The organism is Humitalea rosea (assembly GCF_003253705.1).
Taxonomy (GTDB): domain Bacteria; phylum Pseudomonadota; class Alphaproteobacteria; order Acetobacterales; family Acetobacteraceae; genus Humitalea; species Humitalea rosea.
Genome location: NZ_QKYU01000027.1, coordinates 23,770 through 41,771, shown reverse-complemented (window position 1 = coordinate 41,771; position 18,002 = coordinate 23,770). Strand labels below are relative to the sequence as shown.

Annotated in this window: 21 protein-coding genes and 1 pseudogene; 16 read left to right on the top strand and 6 right to left on the bottom strand. The window is 71.7% G+C overall.

Translation table 11 applies throughout. The annotated features are described in order from the left end of the window. Positions 1 to 189 precede the first annotated feature (189 nt). The 9 genes and pseudogenes from rpmH to argB all read left to right on the top strand — a co-directional run bounded on the left by rpmH (position 190) and on the right by argB (position 6,810). Complete coding sequence (rpmH, locus tag C8P66_RS19460; RefSeq protein ID WP_111399951.1) at positions 190 to 324, top strand: 50S ribosomal protein L34; 135 nt, start codon at positions 190 to 192, stop codon at positions 322 to 324. 26 nt (positions 325 to 350) lie between these two features. After that, positions 351 to 725: a ribonuclease P protein component gene (rnpA, locus tag C8P66_RS19455; RefSeq protein ID WP_111399950.1), complete on the top strand. Its 375-nt coding sequence runs from the start codon at positions 351 to 353 to the stop codon at positions 723 to 725. Beyond that, positions 722 to 988, top strand: coding sequence for a membrane protein insertion efficiency factor YidD (gene yidD, locus C8P66_RS19450; RefSeq protein ID WP_111399949.1), 267 nt, complete (start codon positions 722 to 724; stop codon positions 986 to 988). The genes rnpA and yidD overlap by 4 nt, the downstream gene beginning before the upstream one ends. Positions 989 to 1,018: 30 nt before the next feature. Continuing rightward, a complete protein-coding gene (gene yidC / locus C8P66_RS19445) occupies positions 1,019 to 2,803 on the top strand; it encodes a membrane protein insertase YidC (RefSeq protein WP_111399948.1) in 1,785 nt (594 codons plus the stop codon). A gap of 221 nt (positions 2,804 to 3,024) precedes the next feature. Next, positions 3,025 to 3,741 carry a ribosome biogenesis GTP-binding protein YihA/YsxC gene (yihA, locus tag C8P66_RS19440; RefSeq protein WP_111399978.1) on the top strand — a complete coding sequence of 239 codons (717 nt, stop codon included), beginning with the start codon at positions 3,025 to 3,027 and terminating at the stop codon, positions 3,739 to 3,741. Positions 3,742 to 3,828: 87 nt separating this feature from the next. Beyond that, a pseudogene (locus tag C8P66_RS19435) lies at positions 3,829 to 3,924 on the top strand (SDR family oxidoreductase); the annotation flags it as partial. Continuing rightward, positions 3,924 to 4,832 (top strand): polysaccharide deacetylase family protein, encoded by a 909-nt coding sequence (locus C8P66_RS19430; RefSeq protein WP_111399977.1) that lies wholly within the window; start codon positions 3,924 to 3,926, stop codon positions 4,830 to 4,832. The pseudogene C8P66_RS19435 and the gene C8P66_RS19430, both read left to right, overlap by 1 nt. Then, positions 4,829 to 5,845 carry an FkbM family methyltransferase gene (locus tag C8P66_RS19425; RefSeq protein ID WP_111399947.1) on the top strand — a complete coding sequence of 339 codons (1,017 nt, stop codon included), beginning with the start codon at positions 4,829 to 4,831 and terminating at the stop codon, positions 5,843 to 5,845. Before C8P66_RS19430 ends, C8P66_RS19425 begins: the two co-directional genes overlap by 4 nt. Positions 5,846 to 5,925: 80 nt before the next feature. Then, positions 5,926 to 6,810 (top strand): acetylglutamate kinase, encoded by an 885-nt coding sequence (argB, locus tag C8P66_RS19420; RefSeq protein WP_111399946.1) that lies wholly within the window; start codon positions 5,926 to 5,928, stop codon positions 6,808 to 6,810. A 9-nt stretch (positions 6,811 to 6,819) separates the two neighbouring features. On the opposite strand, the gene C8P66_RS19415 is transcribed toward argB, so the two are convergent. Genes C8P66_RS19415 through C8P66_RS19405 form a run of 3 tightly spaced genes read right to left on the bottom strand, consistent with a single transcriptional unit; the run spans position 6,820 to position 10,035 of the window. After that, entirely contained in the window at positions 6,820 to 7,272 is a 453-nt protein-coding gene (locus C8P66_RS19415; RefSeq protein ID WP_146422974.1) for a hypothetical protein, read from the bottom strand. Positions 7,273 to 7,318: 46 nt separating this feature from the next. Then, complete coding sequence (locus C8P66_RS19410; protein WP_111399944.1) at positions 7,319 to 8,545, bottom strand: DUF2336 domain-containing protein; 1,227 nt, start codon at positions 8,543 to 8,545, stop codon at positions 7,319 to 7,321. Continuing rightward, a complete protein-coding gene (locus tag C8P66_RS19405; RefSeq protein WP_158537319.1) occupies positions 8,542 to 10,035 on the bottom strand; it encodes a GGDEF domain-containing protein in 1,494 nt (497 codons plus the stop codon). Before C8P66_RS19405 ends, C8P66_RS19410 begins: the two co-directional genes overlap by 4 nt. Before the next feature lie 112 nt (positions 10,036 to 10,147). Between C8P66_RS19405 and dapD the strand changes: the two genes are divergently transcribed. From dapD to C8P66_RS19370, 7 genes are all read left to right on the top strand, one after another. Then, complete coding sequence (dapD, locus tag C8P66_RS19400; RefSeq protein ID WP_111399942.1) at positions 10,148 to 10,984, top strand: 2,3,4,5-tetrahydropyridine-2,6-dicarboxylate N-succinyltransferase; 837 nt, start codon at positions 10,148 to 10,150, stop codon at positions 10,982 to 10,984. 5 nt (positions 10,985 to 10,989) lie between these two features. Further along, on the top strand, positions 10,990 to 12,123 hold the full coding sequence (gene dapE / locus C8P66_RS19395; protein ID WP_111399941.1) for a succinyl-diaminopimelate desuccinylase: 1,134 nt from the start codon (positions 10,990 to 10,992) through the stop codon (positions 12,121 to 12,123). A 65-nt stretch (positions 12,124 to 12,188) separates the two neighbouring features. Further along, positions 12,189 to 12,713, top strand: a complete 525-nt coding sequence (locus tag C8P66_RS19390) for a hypothetical protein (RefSeq protein ID WP_146422973.1) — start codon at positions 12,189 to 12,191, stop codon at positions 12,711 to 12,713. Positions 12,714 to 12,817: 104 nt separating this feature from the next. Next, positions 12,818 to 13,369: a hypothetical protein gene (locus C8P66_RS19385; protein ID WP_146422971.1), complete on the top strand. Its 552-nt coding sequence runs from the start codon at positions 12,818 to 12,820 to the stop codon at positions 13,367 to 13,369. A gap of 101 nt (positions 13,370 to 13,470) precedes the next feature. After that, a complete protein-coding gene (locus C8P66_RS19380; protein WP_281271363.1) occupies positions 13,471 to 14,031 on the top strand; it encodes a sugar O-acetyltransferase in 561 nt (186 codons plus the stop codon). A gap of 64 nt (positions 14,032 to 14,095) precedes the next feature. Beyond that, positions 14,096 to 14,554: a MarR family winged helix-turn-helix transcriptional regulator gene (locus tag C8P66_RS19375; protein WP_111399938.1), complete on the top strand. Its 459-nt coding sequence runs from the start codon at positions 14,096 to 14,098 to the stop codon at positions 14,552 to 14,554. After that, positions 14,551 to 15,753 (top strand): multidrug effflux MFS transporter, encoded by a 1,203-nt coding sequence (locus tag C8P66_RS19370; protein WP_111399937.1) that lies wholly within the window; start codon positions 14,551 to 14,553, stop codon positions 15,751 to 15,753. The genes C8P66_RS19375 and C8P66_RS19370 overlap by 4 nt, the downstream gene beginning before the upstream one ends. Here the strand turns inward: C8P66_RS19370 and truA are convergent. Genes truA through def form a run of 3 tightly spaced genes read right to left on the bottom strand, consistent with a single transcriptional unit; the run spans position 15,722 to position 17,909 of the window. Beyond that, on the bottom strand, positions 15,722 to 16,483 hold the full coding sequence (gene truA / locus C8P66_RS19365; protein WP_111399936.1) for a tRNA pseudouridine(38-40) synthase TruA: 762 nt from the start codon (positions 16,481 to 16,483) through the stop codon (positions 15,722 to 15,724). The genes C8P66_RS19370 and truA overlap by 32 nt on opposite strands. Further along, positions 16,480 to 17,391 carry a methionyl-tRNA formyltransferase gene (gene fmt / locus C8P66_RS19360; protein WP_111399935.1) on the bottom strand — a complete coding sequence of 304 codons (912 nt, stop codon included), beginning with the start codon at positions 17,389 to 17,391 and terminating at the stop codon, positions 16,480 to 16,482. The genes truA and fmt overlap by 4 nt, the downstream gene beginning before the upstream one ends. Beyond that, the gene (def, locus tag C8P66_RS19355; protein WP_111399934.1) at positions 17,391 to 17,909 is read right to left on the bottom strand and encodes a peptide deformylase; all 519 of its coding nucleotides are present in this window, start codon (positions 17,907 to 17,909) and stop codon (positions 17,391 to 17,393) included. The genes fmt and def overlap by 1 nt, the downstream gene beginning before the upstream one ends. Between the last annotated feature and the right edge of the window lie 93 nt (positions 17,910 to 18,002).

Genomic DNA, 18,002 nt, shown 5'->3' with positions numbered 1-18,002 from the left:
GGGTCTCCGCCGGGTGGTCGGCCGTGGCATAGCAGTCCATGAGGGCTTCGGCACGGCGGGCCGCACGGTAACGGCGGTTGACGCCACGCCCCACCCTTACCTATACGGGCGACCTCACGCTCCGATGGCGACATCAGGGCCTTCTATCGCGCGCCGGCAGGGTCCGGCGCTTTTTTCAGGAGTTGCGTCGTGAAGCGGACCTACCAGCCCTCCAAGCTCGTGCGGAAGCGCCGCCACGGGTTTCGCAGCCGCATGGAGACCGTCGGTGGGCGCAACATCGTTGCGAACCGCCGCTCCAAGGGCCGCAAGAAGCTCACGGCCTAGGGCCATCGGCCGCGGGCGATAGTGCCATGCCGGCCCATCCCCCGCGCCTCAAGCGACGGCGCGAGTTTTTGCGCGTCGCCAGCCGTGGCAAACGCGCTGGCCGGGACGGGTTGGTGCTCCAGGCCCTGCCCGCCCCGGGCCAGCCTTTGCGCGTTGGTTTTACCGTGACCAAGAAGGTCGGCAATTCGGTCGTCCGCAACCGCGCCAAGCGCCGGCTGCGGGAAGCGGCGCGGATCGTCTTCGACGGCCCGGCCCCACAGGGCTGGGATCTTGTCGTGATCGGCCGCGACGCGACCCCGCGCCGCAACTTCGCGGCTCTGCTCGGTGATCTGCGTTCGGCGCTCGGCAAGCTCGGTGTTCCGATTGCCGGGACCCGTGCTGCCGAAAGCCCGGCCGGATGAGCCCCGCGGCGCATCTGCTGCGCGCCGCGGTTGTCCTGTACCGCTGGACCCTCCGCCCCTTCCTCGGGCCGCATTGCCGTTTCGAGCCCCATTGCAGCGACTATGCGATGCAGGCCATCGCCCGCCATGGCGCGATCCGCGGCGGCTGGCTTGCAGCCGGGCGCATCTGCCGCTGCAACCCCTGGCACATGGGCGGCCACGACCCCGTGCCGCCCGCCCGCTTCACCCCTGCCTTCACCTGCGACGATCCGCGCGCCCTCTGAGCGCAGACCGCCCCGCCAGCCGAGATCACGATGGACAATAAGCGCCTGCTTGCCGCGATCGCGCTCTCGATCGGGATCCTGCTGCTCTTCGACGTCTACAATCGCGCGACCCGCGAGACGCCGCTGCCGCGCCTGCCGCAGGAGACCGCCCAGCAGGCCGTGCCCGCGACCCCGGCACCGCTTTCGGCCGTGCCGCTGCCGGGGGGCGCCGCCACCCGGGCGCCGGCCATGGCCAGTGCCGCCCCCGCGGCGCCCGCCGCCGCCCGCGTGGTGGTGGACAGCCCGCGCCTGTTCGGCAGCGTGAACCTGCGCGGCGCGCGGCTGGACGATCTGGTCCTGCGCGGCTACCGCGAGACGACCGAGCCCAACAGCCCGCTGGTCCGCATGTTCGCCGACCGCGACGATGCCAACCCGTATTTCGCCCAATGGGGCTGGACCGCGGCCGATGGCCATACCGCCGTCCCGGCGCCGGATACCGACTGGGCCGCCACGGCAGGCACGCTTTCGCCCAGCAACCCGGTGACGCTGTCCTGGGACAATGGCGCCGGCGTGACCTATGAGATCGGCCTCTCGCTCGACGCCAACTACATGTTCACCGCCGACCAGCGCATCGTGAACCGCACCGACGCGCCGATTTCCGTGCTGCCCTGGGCCCGGGTGCGGCGCGAGCGGACGCCGCATCTCGCAGGCTTCTACATCCTGCATGAGGGCTTCGTCGGCGTGATCGGCGAGCGCCTGACCGAGACCAGCTATTCCAACGCGAAATCCGAGGCCGAGAAGCGCAGCGGCACCGCGATGGAGCAGGACAGCCCGGGCGGCTGGGCCGGCTTCACCGACAAGTACTGGCTGGCCGCCCTGATGCCGGCCGACCAGACCGCCTCCACCCACTTCGCCTATCGCCACGTCGCCGAGGGCGGCAACACCCCCGCCAACGACCGCTGGCAGGTCGATATCGCGACCCCCGCCCCGATCACCGTGGCAGCGGGCGAGACCGGGAGGCAGGCGACCCGGCTGTTCGCGGGCGCCAAGGAAGTGCGGCTGCTGGACAGCTACCGCGAGACGCTGAACGTCATCGATTTCGACAAGGCGATCGACTTCGGCTGGTTCTACTTCATGACTAAGCCGTTCTTCTATCTGCTCGACTGGATATTCGGCGTCGTCGGCAACTTCGGCGTGTCGATCCTGATCATGACCTTCCTGTTCAAGCTGGCGTTCTTCCCGCTGGCCAACAAGTCCTACAAGTCCATGAGCAAGATGAAGCTGCTCGGGCCGAAGATGACGGAGCTGAAGGAGCGTCACAAGGACGATCCGGGCGCCATGCAAAAGGCGATGATGCAGCTCTACAAGACCGAGAAGATCAACCCGGCCTCGGGCTGCCTGCCGATCCTGATCCAGATCCCGGTGTTCTTCTCGCTCTACAAGGTGCTGTTCGTGACCATCGAGATGCGGCATCAGCCGTTCTTCGGCTGGATCCACGATCTGTCCTCGCCCGACCCGACCAATCTGTTCACGGCGTTCGGGCTGATCCCCTGGGATGCGCCGAGCTTCCTGCACCTGCCGGCCTGGGCCATCGTGATGGGCATCACCATGTTCCTGCAGTTCAAGCTGAACCCGGCGCCGCCCGATCCGGTCCAGGCGAAGGTCTTTGCCTTCATGCCGCTGATCTTCACCTTCATGCTGGCCAGCTTCCCGGCCGGGCTCGTGATCTACTGGTCCTGGAACAATCTGCTTTCCATCAGCCAGCAGTATTACATCATGCGGGGTGAGCGCGCGAAGAAGCGCGAGGAACGCGCGCTGATCCGGGGCAAGCGCTGATGGGCAAGCGCCCGGTCGTTGGCGGCTATCGGGCCGGGGGGGGGCGTGCCTCCACCCGCCCGTCCTCCGCGGCCAAGAGCGGCGCACCCGCCGGCCCCAAGGCCCCCAAGCCCGCCAATGTGCTGCGGACGCGGGCGACCAAGCTCGCGGTGCCGCAGGAGCCGCCCGAGCCGCGCGAGTTCCGCCACACCAAGGGCGCCTTCGGCACCCGCCCGGCCTGGATGACCCCACGGCCGGAGCCCAAGCCCGAGAAGCCGAAGCTGCCCGCGCCGGTCCCGCCCGCCGATCCCGTCGCCGCCGGCCCGACCGAGGACCGCGACGCCTGGCTGGAGGAAGGGCGGCTGCTGTTCGCGCGGCCCTGCACCTTCTTCTTCGCCGCCCAGCGGATCGACCAGCTGCCCGAGCCCAAGGGGCCGGAGGTCGCCTTCTGCGGCCGCTCCAATGTCGGCAAATCCTCGCTGATCAATGCGCTGGCCGGGCAGAATGCGCTGGCCCGCGTCTCCAACACCCCCGGCCGCACCAAGCAGCTCAACTTCTTCGACCTGTCGGACGGGCGGCTCACCCTCGTGGACATGCCGGGCTATGGCTATGCCGAGGCCGCCAAATCGGTGAAGGAAGACTGGCAGGGGCTCATGTTCGATTTTTTGCGCGGACGGCCGACCTTGAAGCGGCTGATCCTGCTGATCGATGCCCGCATCGAGACCAAGGCCGTCGATTTCGCGGTCATGGATCTGCTGTCCCAGGCCGCCGTCGCCTACCAGATCGTGCTGACCAAGGCCGATGACGTGACCGCCGCGAAGCTTGAGAAGAAGCAGCGCGAGATCGCCGGCCTCGTGAAGCTGCGCGCCGCGGCCCTGCCCTCGATCATCACCACCAGCAGCCAGACCGGCCTCGGCATCCCGGAGCTGCGGGCGGAGCTGGCCAGCCTCGCCGAATAGCATGCGGCTGCGGGACAGGGTCGCCGCCACCATCGCCCGCCACGGAAGGCTCGATATCCCGGTGAAGGATGCCGCCATCGGCCTCGGCAAGGGGCTGCTTGGGTGCTGTTCCTCGCCTCGGATGACGCGGCCCATGTCACGGGCCATAATCTGATGGTCGATGGCGGATGGATGGCGTTCTGATGACCTATAGCGTGCAGCGCGACTTCATCGGCTACGGCGCCAACCCACCCGATCCGCACTGGCCGGGTGGGGCCAAGCTCGCCGTGAACTTCGTCATCAACTACGAGGAAGGCTCCGAGCCCTCCATCGGTGATGGCGATGCCGCGACCGAGACCGGCGTCTCCGATGCCGCCGGCGGGCGCGGCGTGCAGGGGCGGGACCTGGCGGCGGAGAGCATGTTCGAATACGGCGCCCGCGCCGGCTTCTGGCGCCTGCTGCGGATCTTCGCCGACCATGGCATGGCGCCGACCATCTTCGCCTGCGCCCTGGCGCTGGAACGCAACCCGGCCGCGGCCGAGGCGATCCGCACCGGCGGGCTCGACATCTGCTGCCACGGCTGGCGCTGGGAGAATCATTTTGCGCTGACCGAGGCGCAGGAACGCGACCGTATCGCCATGGCGGTGACCAGCCTGATCGCCACCACCGGCGCCCCGCCCGTGGGCTGGTACTGCCGCTATTCGCCCTCGGAGAACACCCGACGGCTGCTCGTCGAGCATGGCGGGTTTGCCTATGACAGCGATTCCTATGCCGACGACCTGCCGTTCTGGACCCGGGTCGGGGAGACGCCGCATCTGGTGGTGCCCTATTCGCTGACCACCAACGACACCAAGATGATGAGCACCGCCGGCACCAGCGACCTCTGGTTCGCCTATATGCGCGACGCCTTCGACCTGCTGCTGGCGGAAGGCCGGGCCGGGCAGCCGAAGATGATGAACATCGGGCTGCATATGCGGATGATCGGCCAGCCGGCGCGGGCCATGGGGCTGGTGCGGCTGTTGGATCACATCGCCAAGCGCCGCTCCGAGGTCTGGATCGCGCCGCGCAGCGCCATCGCGCGCCATTGGGCCCAAACCCACCCGGCCGCATGACCCGGCCGGACCTGGATGCCGCGGCCTATGTCACCGCCCTGTTCCGCCTGGCGCTGGGGCGGGAGCCGGATGGCGGCGGGCTCGCCCATTGGACCGGCATGCTCGCGGCCGGCGGCGATCCGACCGCGGTGCTGGCCGCCATCCAGGCCAGCGACGAATACCGCCGCCGCCATCCGCCCGAGGCACCCCGCGCCTCGCCTGCGCTGATCGCGGGGCTGGCCGTGGCCTTCGGCGCGGCCCCGCTGACCATCATCGATGTCGGCGCCCAGATCCTGGCCGCCGAGGCGCATGTGTACGAACCGCTGCGCCGGCGCGACCTCCCGCACCATGTCATCGGCTTTGAGCCGCTGTCCGAGCGCCGCGCCGAGCGGGTGACGACGGAGGCCGGTGGCGCGCTGGAGATGCTGCCCTACGCGATCGGCGATGGCGGGCCGCATGTGCTGCACATCAACAATGACGACGCCACCTCCTCGCTGTTCCCGCTCAACCCGGCGCTGAACCGCGCGTTCAACCACCTGCACACGCTGCACACGCTGCGGACCGAGCGGGTGGAGACGCACCGGCTGGATGAGGTGCTGCCGCCGGGGCCGATCGACTTCCTCAAGCTCGACATCCAGGGTGCGGAGCTGATGGCGCTCAAGGGCGCCGAGGCCTGCCTCACCCGCACCGCCCTCGTGCACTGCGAGGTGGAGTTCGCGCCGATCTACGCGGGTCAGCCGCTGTTCCACGAGGTCGCGGCGTATCTGGCCGCGCGCGGCTTCATCCTGATCGATCTGCTGGAGCAGGCCCGCTACAGCTACCAGCCGGAGTCGAGGCGGGCCTCGATGGACCGGCTGATCTGGGCCGATGCGCTGTTCTTCCGCGAGGACGCCGATGACCGCATGCTGGCCGCGCAGGCGCTGGCGGCCCTGCTGGTCTATCGCAAGCCCTCGCTGGCCGAGCATCTCGTCGCGCGGCTGGATGCGCGGACCGGCGGGAGGCTTGCCGAAATCTTCACGGACGGCCCGGCTTGACCCTTCCACCCATGGCGCCGCAAAACCCCCAACCGTCACACGCACCACGCCGCGCCAAGGTGGCGGAACCGAGGGCCGCCATGACCGACGACGCGCGCAACCGCATGGCCCTCCTCTCGGGCGCCCTGCCCTTTCTCCAGCGCTATGACGAGAAGATCATCGTCGTGAAATACGGCGGGCATGCGATGGGCGAGGAGGAGACGGCGCTGCGCTTCGGCCGCGACATCGCGCTGCTGGAGCAGGTCGGCATCAAGCCCGTCGTGGTCCATGGCGGCGGGCCGCAGATCAACGCCATGCTGAAGCGGCTGGATGTGAAATCCACCTTCGTCCACGGCCTGCGCGTCACCGACGCCGCCATGCTGGATGTGGTCGAGATGGTGCTGGCCGGGCCGGTCAACAAACAGGTCGCCCAGGCCATCACCCGGGCCGGGGCGATCGCCGTCGGCATCTCGGGCAAGGATGGCGGGCTGATCCGCGCGCGCAAGCTCAACCGCACCATCCGCGACCCCGGCAGCAACATCGAGCAACTGCTGGACCTGGGCTTCGTCGGCGAGCCGGAACGGATCGACACCAGGGTGCTGGACCTGCTGATCGGCGCGCATATCGTCCCGGTGATCGCCCCGGTCGGGGTCTCCGAGGACGGCCAGACCTGGAACATCAACGCCGATACCGTGGCCGGCGCCGTCGCCGGCGCGCTGAACGCCGACCGGATGCTGATGCTGACCGATGTCGCCGGCGTGCTGGATGCCGACCGCAACCTGATCCCGGAGATGACCGTCGCCGAGGTGAAGGCCGGCATCGCCAATGGCATGATCTCGGGCGGCATGATCCCCAAGGTCGAGACCTGCATCTATGCCATCGAGCAAGGGGTGAAGGGCGCCGTCATCCTCGACGGCCGGGTGCCGCATGCGGTGCTGGCGGAACTGTTCACGGATGAGGGGTCGGGCACGCTGATCCGCCCCTGAACGGCCCGTTCAGACCTCCAGCGCCGCGATCAGCGCGGCCTGGAAGTAGGGGTCCAGCCGGGTCAGCCCCTGCGCCGAATAGGCGCTGTGGTTGGGATTGGCCCAGAAGCCTTCGGGCAGGATGCGGCCCTCGGCGACCTCGAAGCCGGCGATGATGTCGGTGAAGGGCACCTGACCTTGTGGGCCCTGCGGCGTGCGCAGGTCGATGACATAGACCCAGCCGGTGCCTTGCGCGGCGGCGGCGGCGCGTAGCCCCGGATCGTCCGGGCCGGTGTCGCGGATCACCTGCCGCAGCAGCGCCGCGAAGGCGGGGTTGGGCTGGAACAGCGCGGGATCGGACTGGCCGGCGGGCAGGCTGCCGGCTATGCTGGCGCCGGGCAATCGCCCCCAGCGCCGCACCACCTCGGGCGGGATCAGCGACAACGCCTGAAGCGGCGCGGGACGAGAGCGGAACGGCCACATCGGAACTGCCTCCGCCCGGATCATGCCGCGCCGGGCGGGCCGCGCGTCAACCGCTCCGGCGCCCCAGCATGTCCACATGCCAGCGCATTTCGGCCAGGGACAGCGGCCAGCCGCCATCGGGTGCCGCCTCCAGCAGTTGCTCGCGCGGCACCCGCCCCAGCAGCGACTGCGCCGCCGCCGCGGCCCGCGGCGACAGCCCGGCGCGCCAGGACAGCGAGAGCAGCGCCTTGCCGCTGCGCAGCGCGATGGCGCGCTCCACGATGGCCTCCGGCACATCCGCCCGGCGGATCAGCAGGGCGCGGCAGGCCGCCACATCGCCTGCGGCACTCGCGGCGAGGAAGGCGGCCTCGGCCTCATTCTGCTCGCTGGCCAGGATCGCGGGGCCGGGCCGGGCCGCCGGCCGCGGCGTGAGCGCCGCGGGCTGGGTCAGCCGGCGTTGCAACTGGTCGCGCAGCCCGGGGTCCAGATCCCCCCGCTCCGCCAGCCGCGCCATCAGGTCCCGCGCCACGCAATCGGCCAGCAACCGCGCGGCATGCGGCGGCAGCCTGGGCCGCCCGACCAGCGGCGCATGCCAGGCGGCGCGCGCCACGGGATCGCTCGCGGCCTGGGCGGCCAGCGTGTCCAGCGTCGCCTCCCGGATCGCGGCCGAGGGGTTGGCCAGCAGGGCCGCGACCGCCGGGGTATCGGCGGTGGCGGCGATGGCATCGGCGACGACCTCGCCCAGGCCCTGGCGGCGGGCGACGGCGGTCAGGGTCTCCGGTGTCGGCGGGGCGGCGATCAGCGCCAGCAGATCGGCATCGGTCAGCAACGGGCAGGCACGCAGCACCGGGCCGCAGACCGCCATGGCCGAATCCTGCGCCAGCAGCAGCACCAGGCTGCGCTGGGCGGGGTCGGTCATGCCCACGGCGGCTTCGGCCACCACGGCGCGGACGGCGATGGCGGCATCCTCCGCCAGCAGGCAGAGCGTGTCCCAGGCCATGCGCGCCAGCCGGTCCTGCCGCGCCGGCGACAGCCCGGGCGCGAGCGAGCCGAGGCGCCGGGCCAGCACCAGCCGCACCGCCTCATTCTCATCCGCCGCCAGCATGCGGTCGGCCTGGGACGGGGTGGCGGCATTGGCGGCGACCGCGGCGCGGACATGGGCATCGGGGTCGGAGGCCAGGAAATACAGCATCTCCGGCCGCGCATCGGCGGCGCTGGCCAAAGCGGCGCGGGCCGTGACGGCGCCGTCGCGGACCACGTGCCGGGCGGTTTCATAGTCGAAGGTCGCGGTCATCGCGGCGATCCCGGATGGGCGGGGTGGAGCGGCCGGCGACCCCGGCGGCTGCCGGATACCGGCATGGGCAACGGCTGCGGCTGGCCGGGGGGGATCGCGAGCTGCCAGCGGGCGCCGCCCGCGCGCTTGGCCGCATACATCGCGGCATCGGCGCGGGCCATCAGCGCCGCGGCATCCTCGGCCCCGTCGGAGGCGAGCCCCGGCGTCTGGCCCAGGGCCGCGACCCCGATCGACATCATCAGCGGGCGCCCCGGCAGCCCCACGTCCCGCAGTTCGATGGCGGCGAGGCGCAGCAGCACATCGGCCCGCATCCCGCCGACCGCGCCATCCGCGCCATCCAGCCAGGCGGCGAATTCATCGCCGCCGAGCCGGCCGACCAGATCCGCGGGCCGCACCCCGTCGCGCACCAGCCCCGCGACGCGGCGCAGCGCGGCATCGCCCGCGGCATGGCCGCGCTCGTCGTTCACCGGCTTGAAATTGTCGAGGTCGAGGAACAGCAGGGCGCCCGCCAGCCGACCGCCGCGCGCAAGGCGGTGCAGCCGCCGCTCCAGCCCATCGACGAAGGCGCGGCGGTTCAGCAGCCCGGTCAGCGGGTCGGTCCCCGCCTCGCGCTCCAGCCGCCGCGCATGCCATTCCACGGCGAGCAACGGCCGCAGCAGGTCGCGCATCGCGGCCAGCATGTAGTGGTCATCCGCATCCCAGTCGCGCCCGCCGGGGCGGCGCAGGGCGGCGAGGACGGGGCGGCGGTCCTCCGGCAGGTCCAGCGCCAGCAGGGCCAGGGGTGCCCCCTGCGGCGACAGGAACCGGCTGCTGCCCGGCACGAGCCCCGCGGCCAGCGGCAGCAGCGCATCGGGCAGATCGCCCTGCAGATGGCTCGCGATGGCGGGGCCGGGGCCCTCGCCGAGGTCCAGCACCGCGGCGGCGGCGAGGCCCAGCGCGGCACTCACCCCCTCCAGCAAGGCGGCGATGCGGCGCCGCGGATCGGCCGCGTGCAGGCAGGCATCGGCGACCTGGTCGCGCGCCTGCATCCGGCGCAGCGACAGCGCCGCCTCGCTGGCGGAGGCGTCCTCGGCGGTGATGTCCCGTGCCGCGAGCCGCAGCCCGATCGCGCGGCCGGAGGCATCCTGCAACGCCGCGGCCGAGGCCAGCAGGCAGGCCGCGCCGCCATCGGCGCGATGCGCCCAGAGCCGCAGGTCGCGCGCCGCACCGCCCGACGCCAGCAGCGCCGGATCGGGCAGGTCCAGCAGCAGCGCCGCGGGCTCGCCCAGCAGCCGGTCCGCGACATGGCCGAGCACCGTCTCCGGCGCCAGGAAGGCGATGCGGCCGGCGGCATCCGTCTCCAGCACCAGATCGGCCGCGAGCAAGGCCACATCGCGCCAGCGGTTGCGGCTGTCGAGCAGGGCCAGGCGCAGGGCCGCGGCCGCATCCGGCGGCGGCCGGTCACGCTGGGGAAGGTGCGGGTCGTCCAGGGAGCGCGGCAGGAGGTGCATTCCGGCATCTGACCGCAGCGGGCATGAAGGAGCCGTGAACGCCGCGCGCGGCGTTGACAGCCCTGCCCCCCCGCCGGATAGGTCGCCGCCGCCGCGACAGAGGAAGCCCCGCATGGATATCGCCGCCCTGCAGACCCGCATCACCGCTCTGTGGGAGGCCCGCGCGAGCGTGACACCCGCCACCACCGGCCCCGATCGCGCGGCGGTCGAGACCGCGCTGGCGCTGCTCGACGACGGCACGCTGCGCGTCGCGAGCCCGGGCAATGACGGCTGGGTGGTGCATCAATGGCTGAAGCAGGCGGTGCTGCTGTCCTTCCGCCTGGAGGACAACTCGATCCGCATGCATGAGGGCGCCGGCGCCTGGGACAAGGTGCCGCTGAAGTGGGAGGGCTGGGATGCCGCCCGCTTCCAGGCCGCCGGCTTCCGTGCCGTCCCCGGCGCCATCGCCCGCCGCTCGGCCTATGTCGCGCCGAACGTCGTGCTGATGCCCTCCTTCGTGAATGTCGGCGCCTATGTCGATGCCGGCACCATGGTCGATACCTGGGCCACGGTCGGCTCCTGCGCCCAGATCGGGAAGAACTGCCACCTCTCGGGCGGCGTCGGCATCGGCGGCGTGCTGGAGCCGTTGCAGGCCAACCCCACCATCATCGAGGATGACTGCTTCATCGGCGCCCGCAGCGAGGTCGTGGAAGGCGTGATCGTCGAGCGCGGCAGCGTGCTGTCGATGGGCGTGTTCCTCTCGGCCACCACCCGGATCATCGACCGCGCGACCGGCGAGATTTTTGTCGGCCGGGTGCCGGCCTATTCGGTGGTGGTGCCGGGCAGCATGCCGGGGCGGCCGCTGCCCGACGGCAGCATGGGGCCGAGCCTCTACTGCGCCGTGATCGTGAAGCGGGTGGATGCCCAGACCCGCTCCAAGACCAGCATCAACGATTTGCTGCGCGACTGAGCCCGATGGCGCGCGACCCTCTCCCCCTCGCCCAGGCGCTGATCCGCTGCGCCAGCGTGACGCCGGCGGACGACGGCGCGCTGGCGGTGGTGGAGGCGGCGCTGCGGCCGCTCGGGTTTGCCGTCACGCATCTGGACTTCGACGGCACGCCGAACCTGTTTGCGATCCGCACCACCCCGGGCACCAACGGGCCGCATCTCTGCTTCGCCGGGCACACCGATGTGGTGCCGCCCGGGGCGGGGCCGTGGACGGTCGAGCCCTTCGGCGGGGAGGTCCGCGACGGCATCCTCTATGGGCGCGGGGCCACGGATATGAAGGGCGGCGTCGCCGCCTTCATCGCCGCGATCCCCGAGGCCAGCCCAGGCACGATCTCGCTGCTGATCACCGGCGACGAGGAAGGCCCCGCGACCGGCGGCACCGTGCGCGTGCTGGAGTGGATGCAGGCCCAAGGCCACATCCCCGACATGTGCCTGGTCGGCGAACCGACCAGCAAGGTGGCGTTGGGCGACACGATCAAGGTCGGCCGGCGCGGCAGCCTGAACGCGACCATCACCGTGCATGGCACCCAGGGCCATTCGGCCTATCCGCAGCGCGCCGACAACCCGATCCACCGGCTGGTGCGGGTGCTGGCCACGCTGACCGCCACGCCGCTGGACACCGGCAGCGCATTCTTCGAGGCGACGTCCTTGCAGGTCACGAGCGTCGATGTCGGCAATCCCGCGACCAATGTGATCCCGGGCAGCGCCACGGCGCGGCTGAACATCCGCTTCAACGACCTGCATTCCTCGGCCTCGCTGGGCGAGCATCTGCGCGGCGTGCTGGCCGAGCACGCGCCGCGGCACGAGTTGGAGCTGTCCTGCTCCGGCGAATCCTTCCTGACCCGGCCCGGCCCCTTCGTGGAGGCGCTGAAGCGCGCCGTCCGCGCCGCCTGCGGGCGGGAGCCCACGCTCGATACCGGCGGCGGGACCTCGGACGCGCGCTTCATTTCCCGCTATTGTCCGGTCGCCGAACTCGGCGCGGTGGGGGCCACGATGCACAAGGCGGATGAACAGACTCCGGTCGCGGAGCTTCGCGCGCTGACCGCGCTCTATGCCGCGGTGATCGCCGAGACGCTGGTCCTGCCGGGGTCGGGCCTCTGAGCCCGCCGACACCCCCGCCGAGCCAGTCCCAGGTCGAGGTCGCGACCGGGCTCGTCGCCTCGCTGATGATGGCGCGCGGGCGGCCGGAGGGGCTGGCGCTGCTGCCCTCGGATGGCGCCGGGGCCTGGCGGTCCTTCCGGGCGATGGCGATCTGCCTGCCGGCCTTCCTGGCGCTGCGGCTGATCGGCTGGGAGGGTGGCGCGCCGCCGGGCGGGCTGCTGACCGGGCTGGTCGCGGAGACGGCGGCCTATGTGCTGGCCTGGTCGGCGCTGCTGCTGGGCACGCTGCCGATCGCCGAGGCCGCGGGCGCGGGGCCGCGCTGGGCGCGCTTCGTCGCCGCCTGGAACTGGGCGAACGTGCCGCAATACGCGGTGCTGCTGGTCGCGATCGTGCTGCCGGGGCTGCTGGGCCTGCCCGAGTGGTTCGGGCAGGCGGCGACGCTTGCCGCCTTCGGCTGGGCGCTGTGGCTGGAGTGGTGGGTCGCCAAGACCGCGCTGGGCGCGGGGCCCGGCGTGGCGCTGGCGATCGTGGCGGCGGATGTGATGATCGGGCTGGTCGTCGGCGGGATCACCGAGAAGCTGACAGGCTAGCGCGCCCCGCCCGAGGCCCCTGCCGATCGTCGTATTTTGCGGTCGATCAAGACCGGGGTCGGGGCATCGGCCTATGGCTGGCGGGAGATACAGGAGCAGCCAACATGCCTCGTTTCCTCCGCCCCATCGCTACGGTCCTGGTGGCGCTTCAGGCCCTGGCGGCGCCGGCTCTCGCGGCCTCCGGGACGAGTAGCGTGAAGGTCGAGCTCATCGACATGTCCGCCTCCGCCGGGGCCGGGCCCCATGCCTACGACAGGCGCGGCCGCGGCTGGGGCATGATGGGTGGGGGCATGATGGGTGGCGGGGGCATGACGGGGGGCGGCATGATGGGCCGCGGCGCCATGGCCATTCGCGCCGATCATGCGACCGTGCCGGCGGGCGAGGTGCGCTTCGATGTCACCAACGCATCGCGGGGCATGGTGCATGAAATGCTGGTCGTTGCGGTCGAGAGCGCGGATGCGGAGCTTCCCTATGATCCCGCGACGGGCAAGCTGGACGAGAGCCGGATGCGGGTGCTCGGCGAGGCAGAGGCCATGCCCGCGAACTCCAGCAAGACCCTGGTCCTGACCCTGGCCCCGGGCACCTACCTGCTGCTGTGCAACGTGCAGGGCCATTATGCCGCCGGCATGGTGACGTCGCTGACCGTGACGCCGTAGCGCCCCGCGTGCCGCGATCATCGCCAATTCCGGCGGACTCGCCTGACGACCCGGAACGCCGAAGGCTCTAACCTCGGCCCCACAACCGGGAGCCAGGCCGCGTGACGCAGACCCGTACGGAAAAGCAGAAGATGCTGGCCGGCGAACTCTACCACGCCGGCGACCCCGAGCTTGCCGCCGAGGCGGCCGCCGCCAAGGCCTGGATGGTGCGCTACAACGCCTCCCTCGGCACCCCGGCAGCGGCCCGGCGCGCGCTGCTGCGCGAACTGCTGGCCGAGGTCGGCGAGGATGTGGTGATCCGCCCGCCCTTCCATTGCGACTACGGCTACAACATCCGCATCGGCGCCGGCGCCTTCCTGAACTTCAACTGCGTGGTGCTGGATGTGGTCGCGGTGACGATCGGCGCGGGCACGCAGATCGGCCCCGCCGTGCAGATCTACACCGCCGACCATCCGCGCGATGCGGCGATCCGGCGGACCGGGGCGGAGTTCGGGCGCCCCGTGCATATCGGCCGCCACGTCTGGATCGGCGGCGGGGCGATCATCCTGCCGGGGGTCAGCATCGGCGATGAGGCGGTGGTCGGCGCGGGCAGCGTCGTCACCCGCAGCGTGCCGGCGGGGGCGATCGTGCGGGGCAATCCGGCGCGGATCGCGCCGGGCTGAGTCCCTTGGCGCAAGGTGATCGTCGCCATATAGGTGCCATACCAATAGATGGTAATGCATCTAAATGTCGCCCGCCCTACCCGATCCCGACCGCCTGCGCGATGGCTTCGGCAGCCTCATCGCCACCGTCGGACGGCAATGGCGCCGCGCCGTCGATCTGCGCCTGCAGCCCTTCGGCCTGACCGAGGCGACCTGGCTGCCGCTGCTGCACCTCGCCCGCGCCCCCGCCCCGATGCGGCAGAAGGACCTTGCCGCATCCCTGGCGCTGGACAGTTCCTCGGTGGTGCGGCTGCTGGACGGGCTGCAAGGCGCAGGGCTGGTCGAACGCCGCGAGGAAGCGGGCGACCGCCGCGCCAAGACCATCCTGCTGACCGAGCAGGGCCGCGCCACCGTGGCGCAGGTCGAGGCCGTCTCCCGCCAGGTGCGGCAGGAGGCGCTGGCCGGGCTGGACGACGCGGCGCTGGAGAGTGCCGCGCGGGTGCTGCGCCAAGTCTCGGAATCGCTGCGGCAGGATGCGGCATGAGCGCCGTCCGCCGCGCGCCGCTGTGGCTGCTGGCGCTGATCACCTTCAGCGGCACGCTGGCCATGCATATGTTCGTCCCCGCCTTGCCGCTGGCGGCGGTGGAGCTGGATGCCAGCCCGGGCGCGATGCAGCTGACGATCAGCATCTATATCTTCGGCCTCGCGGTCGGGCAGTTGGTCTATGGCCCCTTCTCCGACCGGTTCGGGCGGCGGCCGGTGCTGGTGGTGGGGCTGTGCCTCTACACGGTGTCAGGCCTGGCCTCGGCGCTGGCGCCGAGCGTGGATTTCCTGATCGTGGCCCGGCTGTTCCAGGCGCTGGGCGGCTGCGCCGGGCTGGTGCTGGGGCGCGCCATGGTGCGCGACGGGGCGGCGCCGGCGGATGCGGCGCGGCGGCTCGCGCTGATGAACCTGATGGTCACCCTGGGGCCGGGCCTGGCGCCGCTGGTCGGCGGGGCGCTGGCGAACCTCACCGGCTGGCGCTCGATCTTCTACATCCTCTGCGGCCTTGGCGTGACCAACCTGCTCTTCGCCTGGCGGATGCTGCCGGAGACCAGCGGCGGCGCGGGTCAGACCGCGGCCAGCGTGTTCCGGGCCTATCGCGGGCTCTTCGCCTCGCCCGCCTTCCTCGGCTACTCCGTCATCGGCGGCTGCGCGACCACGGCCATGTTCGCCTTCGTCAGCGCCGCGCCCTTCATCTTCGTGAACCAGCTTGGCCGGCCGCCGGCCGAGGTCGGCGTCTATATCGCCGTCACCGTCGGCGGGGTCTGGCTCGGCAGCCTCGCGGCCAGCCGCCTCGCCGGGCGGGTGCCGATGGACCGGCTGCTGGTGGGCGCGAGCCGGATCTGCGTCTGCGGCGCCGTGGTGTTCCTCGCCTCGGTGCTGGCGGGGTATCTGTCGTTGCCGGTGGTCATGGGCTCCATGCTGGTCTTCACCTTCGGCGCCGGGATCGCGGCCCCGGCGGCGCTGACCGAGGCGATCGGGGTGAACCCGCATGCGGTGGGCTCGGCCTCCGGCGTCTATGGCTTCATCCAGATGGCGGTGGGGGCGATCTGCACCACCTTGGCGAGCCTCGGCGGCAATCCGGCGCTGGCGGCGGCGGCGGTGCTGGTGGGCGCGGGGGTGGTGGGGCAGGTGGCGTTGCGGGTGGCGCTGCGGGCACGACGGGGGGCTAAACCCAGTCCAACGCCGCCGCAAAGCTGACCCCGGTGAAGCACAGCCCCTCCGGCGGCGCCGTCGGCCCGGCGCGGGTCCGGTCCCTCCCCTCCAGCACCTGCCGGGGCCAGGTCTCGGGCCGGCGCCCGTGGCCGACCAGCGCCAGCGTGCCGATCAGGTTGCGGATCTGGTGGTGCAGGAAGGAGCGCGCCTCGGCGACCATCACCACCTCCTCGCCGAAGCGCGACACGTCGAGCCGGTCCAGCGTCCGCACCGGCTCCTTCGCCTGGCAGGCGGCGGCGCGGAAGGCGGAGAAGTCGTGCCGCCCGAGCAGCCTCTGCGCCGCGCGATGCATCGCCCCCGCATCCAGCGGCACCGGCACATGCCAGACCCTGCCCGCCTCCAGCGCCGGCCGGGCGCGGCGGTTGAGGATGCGGTAGCGATAGGCGCGCGACACCGCCGAGAAGCGCGGGTTCCAGCCCTCCGGCGCGATCGCGGCCCGCGTCACCACCACCGGATGGGGCTTGGTGTGGAAGCTCAGCGCCTCCCGCACCCGCACCGGGGAGAGGTCGCCGGGCAGCTCCACCAGCCCAACCTGGCCCTCGGCATGCACCCCGGCATCGGTGCGGCCCGAGGCCTGGACCAGCGGCGGCACGCCCCCGTTCAGCTTCGCGGCCGCTTCCTCCAGCACCTGCTGCACCGCAAGCCCGCTGCCCTGGCGCTGCCAGCCGACGAAAGGGCCGCCATCATATTCGATCAGCAGCGCGTAGCGCGTCACCCGAGGATCATGCCCAGCGTCATCGGCGAGCCCCGCAGGAAATCGCCCGAGGGCATCGCCGCCCGCCCCGCCCGTTGCAGCCGGGTGAGGCGCAGCGCGCCCTGCCCGCAGGCCACCAGCGGCGCAGCGCCGAGGGCCAGGATGGTGCCGGGCGCGCCCTCCCCCACGCCGGGTTCGGCGGCCAGGATGCGCAGCGTCTCGCCGCCCCAATCGGTGACGGTGCCGGGCCAGGGGTTCAGCGCGCGGATGCGGCGGTCCAGCACATCGGCCGGCAGGGTCCAGTCCAGCCTGGCATCCGCCTTGGTCAGCTTGGGGGCATAGGTCACGCCCGCCTCGGGCTGCGGCACCGGGGCGGGGATCGCCTCCAGCACCCGCGGGATCAGCCGCGCGCCCATCTCCGACAAGGCGTCGTGCAGTTCGGGCATGGTCATGCGGGGGCCGATCGGCAGGGCCTCGGCCAGCAGCATCGGGCCGGTGTCCAGCCCCGCCTCCATCTGCATGATGGTGATGCCGCTTTCGGCGTCGCCGGCCAGGATCGCCGCCTGGATCGGCGCCGCCCCGCGCCAGCGCGGCAGCAGGCTGGCATGGATGTTCAGGCAGCCGAGGCGGGGGGCGTCCAGCATCGCCTGAGGCAGGATCAGCCCATAGGCCGCGACCACCGCGACATCCAGGTTCAATGCTGCAAAATCAGCAAGTTCTGCGGCGTTGTTGCGAAGCCGCTGCGGCGTCCGCACCGGCAGCCCCAGATCCAGTGCCGCGCGATGCACCGGGCATGGCGTCTCTTTCTGGCCGCGCCCGGCGGGGCGCGGCGGCTGGGCATAGACCATCACGACCTCATGCCCCGCCGCCACCAGCGCCCTCAGGGCCGGCACCGAGAACCCCGGGCTGCCCATGAAGGCGAGGCGCATCACAGCTCCTTCCGCAGCCGCTGCTCCTTGGCGAGTTTGCGCAGGATCATGTTCCGCTTCAGCGCCGAGAGGTAATCGACGAACAGAACCCCATCCAGGTGGTCGATCTCATGCTGCAGGCAGGTCGCGAGGAGGTCATCCGCCTCTATTTCCCGTTTCGCCCCGGTCAGATCCTGGTAGCGGACCTTGACCCGGGCCGGGCGCTCGACATCGGCATACATGCCCGGCAGCGAGAGGCAGCCTTCCTCGCGGACGGCGCGCTCGGTGCTCTGGGCGACGATGGTCGGGTTCACCAGCACCAGCGGCGCGCGGATGTCGTCGCGCTGGAGGTCGATGACCGCCATGCGGAGCAGCTCCCCGACCTGGGGTGCTGCCAGCCCTATGCCGGGGGCGGCATACATGGCGGCGAGCATCCGCTCCGCCAAAGCGTTGACGTGGCCGGTATCGGCGGGGGAGACGGGCTTGGCCTTGGCACGCAGGCGTGCGTCGGGCACCACGAGAATAGGGATCAGGTCCATGAAGCGGCGCAGATACGCGCCCTCCCGTGTGGTTGCAACGGCGGGGGGCCTTGCAACATGGGGGCCGACAGCCAAAATCGGTATGCGTGGGAG